The organism is Chryseobacterium carnipullorum, assembly GCF_900142785.1.
Lineage (GTDB): Bacteria > Bacteroidota > Bacteroidia > Flavobacteriales > Weeksellaceae > Chryseobacterium > Chryseobacterium carnipullorum.
The window spans coordinates 252611-265627 of the sequence record NZ_FRCD01000003.1; the positions used below are offsets into that span (position 1 = coordinate 252611).

Consider the following 13017-nt stretch of genomic DNA (forward strand, 5'->3'; position numbering starts at 1 on the left):
CAGAAACGTTTCTGCTTCATCATTATTTGTCTAAAACAGGAGTACTTCCAACGTTTTTCAACTTGTCCCGGACATATTTCTCTGCTTTCGGGTCTTTCTTTAATACAATTTTCTGTGCGTCTTCTGCAATATCTTTCATCTTATCTTTGATGACATAATATTGAAAGCTATTGATAAAGTCTTCAGATTTGACGTTGTGGTTTTTAAGAACAAATCTTGTTCCTGCTTCTAAGTTTCTGTTCTGATAGATAACGACAGCCTGATCTGTAATGGTAAGATCAGCCAGGATTTCAGCCATAGCGTCCGGCTCGATCAAATTCTTGGGTTTGTCGATATAGTCGCCGCATGAGAACATGCAAAGCATAACGAAAATGAAGACCAGCTTTCTCATAATCTGTTGATTATTGATTTCCATTTTAAATTTAAAACTCCAAATACCGCTTCATGAATAATTCCTCCATTCATTTTGCTTTCTCCTAAAATCCTGTTGGTAAATATAATAGGAACTTCTACAATTTTGAAACCTTTTTTAAAAGCTCTGAACTTCATTTCGATCTGGAAGCCATATCCTTTTAATTTCACATTATTCAATCCTATCTCTTCAAGTACTTTTCTGGAGAAACAGACAAAACCTGCGGTCGTATCATGAATAGGAAGGCCTAAAATAAATCTTACATATTTAGAAGCAAAATAAGAAAGCAACACTCTGCCCATCGGCCAGTTGACTACATTGACCCCTTTAGAATACCTTGATCCTATGGCCATATCGGCATTCAGACAAGCTTCAAAAAGTTTTGGCAGATCATTCGGATTGTGTGAAAAATCGGCATCCATTTCAAAAATATAGTCATACTGATTTTCAATAGCCCATCTAAATCCATGAATATATGCCTTTCCCAAACCGTCTTTTACATGCCTTACTGACAGATGTAAATAATGAGGAAAGGTTTTTTGCAGTCTTCTAACAATCTCTGCCGTTCCGTCCGGAGAAGAGTCATCCACAACTAAAATATGAAAGTCATCCTCCAATGCAAAAACCGCGGAAATAATATTTTCAATATTTTCCTTTTCGTTATAAGTAGGGATGATGACGAGTTTTTTCATTTCAGTTTGCAAAGATAGTTTATTTAACCTTTTTATTTTATACAAAATAATCTATAATTTTGCAAAAAATAATCCTTTGCTGCTATCACAAAACTTTATCAACCACGTAAGAATACCTGAAAATAATGACTGGGTCATTTTTATCCTGATAGGATGCGTATTCCTGTATGTTTTTATGATGAATATCATAGAAAGAGATGCCAGCCTGAAAGACTTTCTCCTTCAGAAATATTTCGATGCAAGCAATAACCTTCCAAGCTGGATCATTACTTCCTGTGTAACGGCCCTTACTTTGTCTGTGCTGCTTTCACAATACATTCCTATTGTCCCGAAATATATCGCAGATCTACAGCTTATGGGTTACCAGCTGAATAAATTTGGCTACACCTTTATGGCAGTTTTGTTTTTTTATGTATCAAAATCTGCTTTGGGATTTTTATTTTACCAAAGTATAGGTGATGGCAGAAAATGGCCAATTTTTTATTTTACCTCCACAAAATTCTACTTCATTCTTTCATTTTTACTAATAATTCTGTGTATTACCCACTATTATTTCCCTGTAGACAGAAATAAAATATTTTTCTATTATTTCTGCTTCTTCGCATTTGTCGCGGTTTTCAAGATTTTCTTCTATTTGTTTCACAAAAACAACATACTTCCCGAAAAATGGTATTATAAATTTTTGTATATTTGCACCCTCCAAATCGCACCTTTATTGTTGCTATGGAAGTTGTTATTTTTTTAATAAAAGTCAATGATGAGAATAAAGTCTATATTGGTTTCTCAACCAGCGCCTAGTGAGTCTTCTCCATATCTGGATATAGCAAAGAAGGAAAAAATAAAGATTGATTTCCGTCCTTTCATCCACGTCGAAGGAGCTGACAACAAAGAACTAAGAACACAGAAGATCGATCTGACGCAGTTTACCGGGATTATTTTTACCAGTAAAAACGCGATAGACCATTACTTCAGACTTGCTGAAGAGCTGCGTTTTGCGGTTCCGGATACGATGAGATACATCTGCCAGTCTGAGGCAATTGCCAACTATCTTCAGAAACATATTGTTTACAGAAAGAGAAAGATCAGTTTTGGGGAGAAAAACTTCTCAGATCTTCTCCCTCTATTCAAAAAATTCCCAACTGAAAAGTATCTTCTGCCGTCTTCAGATGTCTTGAGTCCGGATATCGTGAAAACGATGGAAGCATCCAATGTAGACTGGACAAGAGCAATCATGTACAGAACGGTATGCAGTGATCTTACGGATATCAATGCTAAGGATTACGATATGCTGATCTTTTTCAGCCCGCAGGGAATCAAATCTTTACAGCAGAACTTCCCGGATTTCAAACAGGAGGAAACAAAGATTGGTGTTTTCGGAAACACTACTATGGCAGCTGCAGAAGAAGCAGGCCTGAAGGTAGATCTGATGGCTCCTACAAAGGAAACACCGTCCATGACTATGGCCCTTGAAAAATACATTAAAGCGCTTCACAAATAGCCTTTAACACTTAAGATAAAACAGCCGTCTTTTCGATCAGGAAAGATGGCTTTTTTTTAACTAAATTTGAACGAAAATTAATATTGAATGAAACGTCCCTATAAAAACGATTCTCAGAAAAGAGAACAGATATAAGTACGTTCCATCCGCCTCAATAAAAACTTAAAATATTCGGATGAAAGCTCCACAGGCAAAAAAAATAGAAAAAATACTGGAAATACACGGCGACAGAAGAACAGACCACTACTTCTGGCTTAACGAAAGGGAAAACCCTGAAGTCATTAAATACCTTGAAGAGGAAAATGCTTACGAAGAGCTGATGATGAAAGACACAGAAGCTTTTCAGGAAGAACTTTTCGAAGAAATGAAAGCCCGGTACAAGAAAGACGACGAGTCTCTCCCTTATTTCTTTAACGGCTACTGGTATATTGTACGCTACGAAGAAGGAAAAGAGTATCCTATCTTTTGCAGAAAGCACAAAAGCCTTGACAACGAGGAAGAAATTATTGTTGATGTCAATATATTAGCAGAAGGTGAAACTTATTTTGAAGTAGGAAGTGTAGCTGTTTCTCCCAATAATAAGCTGGTTTCTTTTTCATCAGACAATGTAAGCCGCAGGATTTATACCATCAATTTCAAAAATCTCATCACCGGAGAAATTTTCTCGGATCAGATTCTTAATACGACCGGAAAAGCGGTATGGGCGAATGACAACGAACATGTTTTCTACATCAGAAAAGATGAAAGTCTACGTGCTTTTCAGGTGTACAGACACAAATTGGGTACAGATTCTTCAGAAGACATTTTGATCTTCCATGAAGAGGATGATACTTTTGATGTGAATGTTTTCAAAACAAAGTCGATGGAATATATTTTCATTGCAAGCTCAAGCACAATTTCTGATGAACACCGGTTCATTCCTTCGGACAATGTTTTTGCAGAATGGAAGATTATCCAGCCAAGAATAGACGATCTTGAATATTCGGTAGAACATTATGAAGATGAATTTTACATCATTACGAATGCAGACGACGCTATCAATTTCAAGATTGTAAAAACCAAAATCAATAACTGCGGAATGGAAAATTGGGTGGACGTTATTCCACACCGTGCTGAAGTTTTGCTGGAAGGTTTTGAAATTTTCAGAGATTATCTGGTGCTGGAGGAGAGAGAAGAAGGATTATTACAGATCAAAATTATTGACGAGAAAACTAAAGAATCTTATTATCTTCCTTTTTCTGATCCCACCTATACTGCTTACATCGGGATCAATATGGAATTTGACACTGAAGTCCTCCGTTATGGTTATACTTCACTGACTCAACCAAGTTCAACGTATGAATACAATCTAAAAGAGAAAACCACTCACCTTCTGAAGCAACAGGAAGTTCTTGGCGGAAAATTTATTCCTGAAAATTATATTTCAGAAAGAATCTGGGCAGAATCCAGAGATGGAGAAACAAGAATTCCTATTTCACTGGTTTATCATAAAGACACCCAAAAATCTGCAGATACCCCATTGCTTTTATATGGATATGGAAGTTACGGACATACAGTAGATGCGAGTTTTTCCAATGTCAGACTTTCTATCTTAGACAGAGGATTTATTTACGCTATCGCTCATATTCGTGGAGGAGAATATCTGGGAAGAGAATGGTATGAAGATGGTAAAATGCTCTTCAAAAAAAATACGTTCTTCGATTTCATCGATGCAGGAAAGCATTTGATTCAGGAAAACTATACTTCATCTCAACATATGTATGCCATGGGAGGAAGCGCCGGCGGACTCTTGGTAGGAGCAGTTGTCAATTATGAACCTAAACTTTTTAACGGAATTGTTGCACAGGTTCCCTTTGTAGATGTAGTCACCACAATGCTCGATGAAACTATTCCTTTAACAACAGGAGAATATGATGAGTGGGGAAATCCAAATGACAAAGAATATTATCAGTACATGAAGGAATATTCGCCTTACGATAATATTGAAGCGAAAGAGTATCCACACATGCTGATCACAACTGGACTCCACGATTCACAGGTACAGTATTGGGAACCGGCAAAATGGACGGCAAAATTGAGAGAACTTAAAACAGACGACAATCTCTTATTATTCAAGACCGACATGAGCTCAGGCCACGGTGGAGCGAGCGGAAGATTTGAATCATTGAAGGAAGACGCACTGGAATATGCATTTCTCTTAAAGATTGACAAAAAATAACTTTAATTTTTTCTTCAACTTTAAAAACAAAATTATGTTATCACTAGCATTCCTCGCCATAGCCATTGTTTATTACCTCATACAAAAGGATAAAATCCGAAAGGCGGAAAAGCGAGACGTTTTTAAAGAAAAACAAGAAAAAAACTGCAACAGCTTCTTGAAAAAGCAAGAGAAGAAGATGCAAAAAAAGCTGAAGAAAATAAATGACGAATACTATGAACGAATCTGAATATTGGCAAAAGATAGAACAATTTTTTACAGACAATTTTGATACTGAAAAAAATCCTCCGATTGAAACCCTTTTGTTTCTGATCGGGTTGCAGGAACTTGGAAGCGGCCAGCAAAAATACACCAAAGAAGACAAGGTAAATTTGATCCATATTGCGGTATGCAGATTATTGGAACCATTCGGATATTATAAGTTTACCCATTATGAAGACGGGTGGCCGCAGTATGATACATTGGAGGCTCTCCCGGAACTAAGACCCAATGAGCAGTCTCTTCTAATGAAAAAAGCGATTATACAGTATTTTCAGGAAGAAGAACTGATTTGATACACACAACATAAAATTCAATATAGACGGGCCTTTGCCCGTCTTTTATTTTACAACGAAAAGGGAATAATGACAGTCTTTTAAAATTTCCGACTATTTGAGAATATCCTCCAGCTGGGTCAGCCCCATCTTAAATCCTTCCTCAAAACCCATTTCCAGCTGTTGTTTCATGGCTTCAGGTGAAGGAAAATGAATATTGATCGTTACTTTTGTTCCTTCCTCTATCCCTGTAAACCCAAACAACCATTTCGATTGTGCAAAATTTTCATTGATGTTTCCTTTTTCATCACAGAAGGCATCAGTTCCGTCAAAGCTTCTGTGCTCAGTAATTTCACCGTATTTTACCTGTCCATACATTCTTTCACCTTCCGGTCCTGCCATCGCGTAATGCCAGATTCCGTCCTCTTTGAAATTCTGTTGGAACGTTTCGCATTTCCACGGTTTTGGAGCCCACCACTGATCCAATAATTCGGATTGGGTAAAATAATCCCATACTTTTGAAGCTTCAGCGTCATAAATTTTCATGACATAGACACTGTTCAAATCAAAATCTTTGTTAAAAACGATTGTAGATTCCATAGCAGTTATTTTTAACAAAGCTAGCTATTTTATCAGTTCACAGGACTTTCCATAGGACAAGTAATTTATAATTCATAAATAAATGTTAAAAAACTCCCTTTTAAGAGAAATTAAACAATTTTTTGGCTCGTTTTTTGTTTATCAAGTCTTAAAATAATTAATTTTAACATTCATTTTTTTAATACCTATAAAATCAAGTAATGAATAACAAATTCATCCCAATAATTTCAGTGTTTATGACGATCTCACTGATTGTCTTTGTTACGCTCCAATTTTATTGGCTGAAAGGTTATTATGGAGCTCTCGAGCAGGAATTTTCGAATAAAGTATATTCTGCTCTAGAAAATACAGCTAAAAATATTGAAGAAATTGAGGCAGATAAATACCTTAATCAAAATTATAAAAACCTGAGAAGCAGCATTCTTGCCAATAAAGACCAACCTTCTTTAACAACGATTCAACAGGTAGAAGATTCCGGTACCCAACGCCAGATCATCTATTCAAAAAATATTATATCAAAAACACAGCTGCCCATATCTCCAAAAGGAGACTCTATCAAACTGACTACTTTATATACTGACAATGCAGCTTACAAGGTAAAAAAAGACACAACAAACCGCGAACTCCTTACCACAGAGATCAACAATGATATTGAAAATGGTGATTATGCTGTAAAAGAATTTGTAAAAGTACTCAGCACCAATCTTCCGATTGCTAAAAGAGTAGATGCCAATATTCTTGATTCCGTCATCGCAAGAGAGTTGAAAATAAAAGGAATTACAGCGAAATTCGGGTATGGAGTTATTGATAAAAATAATAAACTCACAGGAGTCGTCAATAAAGCATACAAAGAGAAAAAAGATAACAATACCTATAGCTACCCTCTTTTTACAGATGTTAAAAACCGGACTTTGTACAGTCTGGCTTTGGTGTTTCCTAAAAAAGAATATTCGCTTGCTATGAACAACTGGCCGATGCTTTTAGGAACCTTCCTCTCATTATTGACTATTCTTGGAATTTATATTATTTCCATTAATTATATGATGAGGCAGAAAAAACTGGCAGAGGTAAAGACAGATTTCATCAATAATATGTCTCATGAGTTTAAAACGCCACTGGCCACCATTTCTGTTGCGACAGATTCTTTAGCCAATGATAAAATTGCTACCAATCCTGAAAAAGTAAAATACTACTCGGAACTGATCAAGCAGGAAAATTTAAGGATGAAAAAGCAGGTGGAAAATGTACTGAATATGTCCAAGCTTGAAAGAAATGAGGTAGAGCTATTCTTAAAGGAAACTAACGTACGTGAACTGATCAAAAGAACAACAGAATCTTTTAACCTGATTGTAAAACAGAGAAACGGGTCGCTTACGCAGGAATTCAATGCAACGAATTATACATTCAAAATAGATGAATTCCATATCTCAAATATGCTGGTGAATTTATTGGATAACGCCAACAAATATTCGCCTGATGCACCTGAGATCCATGTGAAGACAAGAAATGAAGGAAACTGGTATGTCATCGAAATTTCGGACAAGGGAATGGGAATGGAAACAGAAAACAAGACCAAAATATTTGAAAAATTCTTTAGGGAGGAAACCGGAAACATCCACAATGTAAAAGGACAGGGACTGGGACTTTCTTACGTAAAGAAAATTGCAGAACTGCACAAAGGACAGATCATCGTAGATTCCCACAAAGACAAGGGAAGTACATTTACGATCAAACTGCCGATGAGCTAAATGATAAGGGATAAGAGATCAATGATGATCAGATTATAGCAAAGAATCATTCATCGTTTATCATTGATCAATGATAAAATATAAAACCAATAACAAAATATAGAAGATAGAGTGAGAACGTTCATTCTTAATTTTTAATCATTAATTTTAATTATTAAAATCATGAGCAACAGAATATTATTAGTAGAAGACGATCAGAGTTTCGGGGCGGTGCTGAAGGATTATTTGACAATCAATAACTTTGAAGTAAACCTTGCTACAGATGGAGAACAGGGTTTGAAAGAATTTACAGAAAATGAATTTGATATCTGTATTTTCGATGTAATGATGCCCAAAAAAGACGGGTTTTCATTAGCTGAAGACGTAAAAAAAATCGATAAAAATACCCCTATCATATTCCTTACCGCAAGAAATATGAGGGAAGATATCCTTAAAGGATACCAACTGGGAGCAGACGACTATATTACAAAGCCATTTGATACGGAACTTCTTTTGTATAAGATCAAAGCCATCCTGCAGAGAAGTTCTACTTTAGAAAATGAAGAGCAGGAGCAGTTCAAGATCAGTAATATTTTCTTCGACTCTATGCTGAGACAATTAAAAGTAGGTGATAAAGAATATAAACTTTCTCCAAAAGAAAATGAATTATTAAAGCTTCTCTGCATCCACAGAAATGATTTTATGCCGAGAGATCTTGCTTTAAGAAAGATATGGAAGAAGGAAAATTACTTTACAGCAAGAAGTATGGACGTTTATATTGCGAAACTTCGTAAGCTTTTAAAAGATGACGAGGGATTGGAAATTATCAACGTTCACGGAGAAGGATTTAGACTTTTAGTTAAAAATTAGTTCTAAAACTATATTATAAATATAAAATTAGCAAAACAATTAAAAATGTTTTGCTAATTTTGTTTCATACCGATTGGATATGAAAAATACATTCTTAGGCGTTATCGCCATTTCCTTATTAGCCGTTTCATGCAATAAAGACGAAAGAGCTACTTATTTAAAAGAAGAAGCAGGGGTTCAGCAGCCTAATGTGGCAGTTAACTCATCTCCGAAAGCTTCTCTAATGGAACAGGCCGGCATTCAATCCAAGCCTAACCTTACCGCTGTAGCGGCCCCAGCAGGAGCAATGAATCCTCCCCACGGGCAGCCAGGCCATAGATGCGACATTCCAGTAGGACAGCCTTTAAATGGAAGTCCGGCACCAGGACAGGCAGCTCCGCAAAATGTTGCAGTCAATGCCAACAATGCCATTAAAATAGATCCTAACTCCATGTCGCCTGGAAAAGTGGTGATTGATAACAATGGAAAGCAAGTAAAAACAGCTCCCGGTATGAATCCTCCACATGGACAACCTGGTCACAGATGTGATATTCCCGTAGGTCAGCCTTTAAACAGCAAACCTGCACCTGCACCGGTTCCCTCCGCTACCCCTGCACCACAACCTGTTCAAAGTGCACAAAACGTTCCCGGTCCGGTAACAGCACCAGCTCCAACGGGTCCAAAACCCAAACTGAATCCGGCACACGGAGAACCTTGGCACAACTGTGCTTTAAAAGTTGGTGATCCTTTGTCATAATTTTTGTATTTTTGCAGAGATGAAGCTGTTTCACATTCTTGCAGTTATTTTTTGTCTAGGAGTTTTTTTAGTTCCTAAAGGCAGCTTCTACTCTCAATCTATGCAGGATACATGCTGCAACAAAGCCAAGACTGAAAAAAGCGACTGCTGTAAAAATCACACTTCAAAAGACAGCAAACATGACAAAACAAAGTCTTCATGCACTGATGACTGCTGTTCAACATGTGTTGCATGCTATACTTATATAGAAACTCCTTTTTCTAAAAATTTACATTTTGAACTGTCTTACTACAAAGCGAGTAAGAATCATCAGTTCCAATATACACCGCCTTATTTATCAGACCGTTTAAAAGAGATCTGGCAACCGCCTAAATTAGGTTAATTCCAACATTGATCGTCCGTTAAGTATTTTAATGGACCGTTTTTAATTAATCTAAACTTTTAAACAAATGAAATTATATATTTCCAAGTTCATTCTTGGTCTAATGATGCTGTCTGTACAATTGATATCAGCTCAAAATCTTTCAAAAAGCCAGTTTCAAGTTAAAGGAAACTGTGATATGTGTAAATCCAGAATAGAAACTGCAGCTAAGAAAGCAGGTGCTAAAACTGCCGTGTATTCTACCGACCTTCAGACTTTAACGCTGGAAACCGACCACAAAGTTTCTACAGATGACATCTTACAAAAAGTAGCTGATGCCGGGCACGACAACGAAAAATTCAAATCTTCTGAGGCTGCTTATAACGCCCTTCCGGGATGTTGTCATTATGAAAGAGACCTTCAATCTGCTCCTGCTGAAGCTCATCAGCATCAAGCTAAAAAAGAAAATGAGTTTTACGTAAAAGGCAATTGTGCCTCATGTAAAGCCAGAATACAAAAAGCAGCCAAAGCAGCCGGCGCAGATTCAGCAGAATGGAGTGCAGAAAAGCAAACAGTAACCTTAAAGTTTGACGCTTCAAAAACCTCATCAGATAAGGTATTGAAAGCTATTGCCGATGCCGGTCATGACAATGAACAATATAAAACGTCTGATTCAGTATACAAAAATCTTCCGGGATGTTGTCTGTATGACAGGGATATTCCTTTCGGGGAAGCCAATCCAAATGTTCATTTCGAGGAGGGAACAAAAGCAGTAGACCATAAAGATCACCAGGCATCTGCCTCTCCCGAAAGCCACGAATCTTCCGAAAAAAAGATTGAAGGAGTATTGATTACAGGCTCAAAAGCAGCGACAGCATTAAGCAAAAAGGAAGCAGGCCTTGTTTTTAATATTGATAAGAAGGAATTATTAAAAGCCGCTTGCTGTAACCTTTCGGAAAGTTTTGAAACCAATGCAACAGTAGACGTTTCTTTCAGCAATGCAGTTACAGGAACCAAACAACTGAAAATGCTCGGTCTGGACCAAAAATACACCAGTTTAACCAAGGAAATTCTTCCTGAAATCAGAGGTCTCGCTTCAGCGTATGGATTAAATTTCATCCCCGGAAGATGGATCGAAAGTATTCAGCTGACGAAAGGCGGAAGTACGGTAACGAATGGCTATGAAAGTATCACAGGGCAGATCAATACTGAACTTTTGAAAAATGCTAAAGAACCTGAAACTTCATTAAACATTTTCGCTGATTTCAATGGAAGAGCGGAAGCCAATATTACCAGCGTCTCTTCCATCAATGAGAAATGGTCTCAGACCTTTCTACTCCATGGAAACGGAACTTTTGGAGATACGGATATGAATGATGATACTTTTCTGGACAGACCGAAAGGAACACAAATCAATGCAGCTTATCTCCTTAATTATAATGATCTGGAAAAATCCGGATTCGGTTCTCATTTCGGCATCAATTTTCTCAGAGATGAAAGAACAGCCGGCCAGATCGGTTTTGACAAAAATTTGGGTCAGGACAAACAGGGCGCTTATGGTGTAGGAATTGATATTTCAAGATTCCAGGTTTGGAATAAAACGGGATATGTTTTTAAAGGAAAACCTTACCAGAGTTTAGGATGGATGAACCAATATGTGTATCATCAGCAGGACAGCTTCTTTGGACTGAGAAATTATTCTGGGAAACAGCATACGTATTATTCCAATTTAATCTTTGAAAGCATCATCGGGAATACGAATCATAAGTATAAGGCCGGAGCGAGCTTTTTGTATGATGGCTACGAGGAAACGTATTTAAAGGACGACATGAAGAGAAATGAAATCGTTCCGGGAATTTTTGCAGAATATACGTTGACGGGATTAAAATATACTTTGGTAGCGGGAGCCAGAGCCGATTTCCATAACCTTGCAGGAACCCAGTTCACTCCGAGAGTTAATTTTAAGTATGATTTTACGCCTCAGACGATTGTAAGACTTTCCGCAGGCAGAGGATTCAGAACGGCTAATGTTTTTGCAGAAAACCAACAGTATTTCGCTTCGAACAGAAGTATACAGATCCTGCAAAACGGGGGAAATATCTACGGATTAAAACCTGAAATCGCATGGAACTATGGGGTCAGCTTACAACAGGAATTCAAACTTTTCGGAAGAAAATCTTCAATTGTCGCTGATTTTTTCAGAACAGATTTCCAGGATCAGGTTCTTGTTGATCTTGACCGATCTCCACAGCAGCTTACTTTTTATAATTTAGAAGGAAAATCTTTTGCAAACTCTTTTCAGACGCAGTGGGATTTTACCCCTTTTAAGAATTTTGATGTGAGATTGGCTTATAAATATTATGATGTTCAGGCTGATTATCTTGACGGCAGAAGAGAAATTCCTTTCATGGCCAAGCACAGAGGCTTTGTGAATCTGGCTTATGCAACCAATAAAAATGATAAAGGAGGATTCTGGAGTTTTGACACAACGATGAATTGGGTCGGAAAACAAAGACTTCCTGATACCTCAGGCAACCCCGCTGAATTTCAGTTGCCTGTATATTCTGATTCTTATGCGGTGCTGAATGCACAGATCTCAAGAAATTTCAATAAAAAGCTCAGAGCATATGTAGGCGGTGAAAACCTTACGTCTTATTATCAGAAAAATGCCATTGTTGATTTCAGGAATCCTTTCGGAAATTATTTTGATGGCGGGATGGTGTATGCGCCTATTATGAAGGCTAATTTCTATGTGGGGCTTGACGTAACTTTTTAAATAATATTCTACATAAAACAAAAACAGCATCAAATCGATGCTGTTTTTACTTTTTATATCAGGGATGATTATCTTCCGAAATCGTCCTGTACTCTTACAATATCATCTTCGTCCGAAGGGTTGGAAGCATCGGTGTGCTGCCAGATTTCAGCTACTACACCCCATCCGTCAAGTCCAATCAGCCTGTGTCTTTCGCCCTGCTGAAGTTTGATCTGGTCTGTTGGATGGTATTCTTTCAATTCTCCTTCTTCATCCGTATTGCTTGTTTTGATCCCAACAATTCCTTCCACTACCTGCCAGATTTCTGCTCTGCGGTGATGGTATTGCCAGCTCAAACGGGCATCCGGGGCAACCAAAAGGATCTTAGGACTCAGCTTTCCGCCTATTTTTAGACTTTCTACATCAATTCCGTCAAAATACTGATTGGCAAAATCCTGAGCCTGATTTTCATCGATCACGAAAAAGCCACCCCAAGGTCTTGTCTCATCTTTTGCCGCAATAGTAAAACCGTGATCTTCCAGCATTTTTGCTACCTTATCGAATATTTCTGTTTTCTCTGCACTCATAATTTATTCGTGTTCTAAAATTATTTTC

General features: G+C 37.4%; 13 protein-coding genes. 9 read left to right on the plus strand and 4 right to left on the minus strand.

Annotated features, from left to right (window positions below; all coding sequences use genetic code 11):
- Positions 1–22: 22 nt before the first annotated feature.
- Complete coding sequence (locus BUC06_RS05035) at positions 23–415, minus strand: DUF4296 domain-containing protein (protein ID WP_228423621.1); 393 nt, start codon at positions 413–415, stop codon at positions 23–25.
- Positions 388–1104: a polyprenol monophosphomannose synthase gene (locus BUC06_RS05040; protein WP_073330560.1), complete on the minus strand. Its 717-nt coding sequence runs from the start codon at positions 1102–1104 to the stop codon at positions 388–390. Before BUC06_RS05040 ends, BUC06_RS05035 begins: the two co-directional genes overlap by 28 nt.
- Before the next feature lie 76 nt (positions 1105–1180).
- Here BUC06_RS05040 and BUC06_RS05045 point away from each other — a divergent pair, with 76 nt between their 5' ends.
- The 4 genes from BUC06_RS05045 to BUC06_RS05065 all read left to right on the plus strand — a co-directional run bounded on the left by BUC06_RS05045 (position 1181) and on the right by BUC06_RS05065 (position 5374).
- Entirely contained in the window at positions 1181–1849 is a 669-nt protein-coding gene (locus tag BUC06_RS05045; RefSeq protein ID WP_139263300.1) for a DUF4271 domain-containing protein, read from the plus strand.
- Positions 1850–1861: 12 nt separating this feature from the next.
- A complete protein-coding gene (locus tag BUC06_RS05050) occupies positions 1862–2602 on the plus strand; it encodes a uroporphyrinogen-III synthase (RefSeq protein ID WP_073330563.1) in 741 nt (246 codons plus the stop codon).
- A gap of 175 nt (positions 2603–2777) precedes the next feature.
- Positions 2778–4820: a S9 family peptidase gene (locus BUC06_RS05055; RefSeq protein ID WP_073330566.1), complete on the plus strand. Its 2043-nt coding sequence runs from the start codon at positions 2778–2780 to the stop codon at positions 4818–4820.
- Between the two features lie 215 nt (positions 4821–5035).
- Positions 5036–5374 (plus strand): hypothetical protein, encoded by a 339-nt coding sequence (locus BUC06_RS05065; protein ID WP_073330573.1) that lies wholly within the window; start codon positions 5036–5038, stop codon positions 5372–5374.
- Positions 5375–5467: 93 nt separating this feature from the next.
- Here BUC06_RS05065 and BUC06_RS05070 read toward each other — a convergent pair whose 3' ends face one another.
- Entirely contained in the window at positions 5468–5953 is a 486-nt protein-coding gene (locus tag BUC06_RS05070) for an SRPBCC family protein (RefSeq protein ID WP_073330575.1), read from the minus strand.
- 200 nt (positions 5954–6153) lie between these two features.
- On the opposite strand from BUC06_RS05070, the gene BUC06_RS05075 reads away from it, so the two are divergent.
- The 5 genes from BUC06_RS05075 (at position 6154) to BUC06_RS05095 (ending at position 12423) form a co-directional block, all read left to right on the plus strand.
- Positions 6154–7701, plus strand: coding sequence for a sensor histidine kinase (locus tag BUC06_RS05075; protein ID WP_073330577.1), 1548 nt, complete (start codon positions 6154–6156; stop codon positions 7699–7701).
- A gap of 162 nt (positions 7702–7863) precedes the next feature.
- Entirely contained in the window at positions 7864–8550 is a 687-nt protein-coding gene (locus tag BUC06_RS05080; RefSeq protein ID WP_034700772.1) for a response regulator transcription factor, read from the plus strand.
- Positions 8551–8629: 79 nt separating this feature from the next.
- Entirely contained in the window at positions 8630–9286 is a 657-nt protein-coding gene (locus tag BUC06_RS05085; protein ID WP_073330578.1) for a hypothetical protein, read from the plus strand.
- Positions 9287–9386: 100 nt separating this feature from the next.
- Complete coding sequence (locus BUC06_RS05090; protein WP_228423623.1) at positions 9387–9668, plus strand: hypothetical protein; 282 nt, start codon at positions 9387–9389, stop codon at positions 9666–9668.
- A gap of 67 nt (positions 9669–9735) precedes the next feature.
- Entirely contained in the window at positions 9736–12423 is a 2688-nt protein-coding gene (locus BUC06_RS05095) for a TonB-dependent receptor domain-containing protein (protein ID WP_073330585.1), read from the plus strand.
- A 68-nt stretch (positions 12424–12491) separates the two neighbouring features.
- Here the strand turns inward: BUC06_RS05095 and BUC06_RS05100 are convergent, their stop codons facing one another.
- Entirely contained in the window at positions 12492–12989 is a 498-nt protein-coding gene (locus tag BUC06_RS05100) for a cupin domain-containing protein (protein WP_073330588.1), read from the minus strand.
- Positions 12990–13017: the final 28 nt, after the last annotated feature.

What these genes read in the sequence shown, in the direction of transcription:
- BUC06_RS05035 (WP_228423621.1), bottom strand. Translation starts at nt 415, where the DNA reads ATGGAAATCAATAATCAACAGATTATGAGAAAGCTGGTCTTCATTTTC.
- BUC06_RS05040 (WP_073330560.1), bottom strand. Translation starts at nt 1,104, where the DNA reads ATGAAAAAACTCGTCATCATCCCTACTTATAACGAAAAGGAAAATATT.
- BUC06_RS05050 (WP_073330563.1), top strand. Translation starts at nt 1,862, where the DNA reads ATGAGAATAAAGTCTATATTGGTTTCTCAACCAGCGCCTAGTGAGTCT.
- BUC06_RS05055 (WP_073330566.1), top strand. Translation starts at nt 2,778, where the DNA reads ATGAAAGCTCCACAGGCAAAAAAAATAGAAAAAATACTGGAAATACAC.
- BUC06_RS05065 (WP_073330573.1), top strand. Translation starts at nt 5,036, where the DNA reads ATGAACGAATCTGAATATTGGCAAAAGATAGAACAATTTTTTACAGAC.
- BUC06_RS05070 (WP_073330575.1), bottom strand. Translation starts at nt 5,953, where the DNA reads ATGGAATCTACAATCGTTTTTAACAAAGATTTTGATTTGAACAGTGTC.
- BUC06_RS05075 (WP_073330577.1), top strand. Translation starts at nt 6,154, where the DNA reads ATGAATAACAAATTCATCCCAATAATTTCAGTGTTTATGACGATCTCA.
- BUC06_RS05080 (WP_034700772.1), top strand. Translation starts at nt 7,864, where the DNA reads ATGAGCAACAGAATATTATTAGTAGAAGACGATCAGAGTTTCGGGGCG.
- BUC06_RS05085 (WP_073330578.1), top strand. Translation starts at nt 8,630, where the DNA reads ATGAAAAATACATTCTTAGGCGTTATCGCCATTTCCTTATTAGCCGTT.
- BUC06_RS05090 (WP_228423623.1), top strand. Translation starts at nt 9,387, where the DNA reads ATGCAGGATACATGCTGCAACAAAGCCAAGACTGAAAAAAGCGACTGC.
- BUC06_RS05095 (WP_073330585.1), top strand. Translation starts at nt 9,736, where the DNA reads ATGAAATTATATATTTCCAAGTTCATTCTTGGTCTAATGATGCTGTCT.
- BUC06_RS05100 (WP_073330588.1), bottom strand. Translation starts at nt 12,989, where the DNA reads ATGAGTGCAGAGAAAACAGAAATATTCGATAAGGTAGCAAAAATGCTG.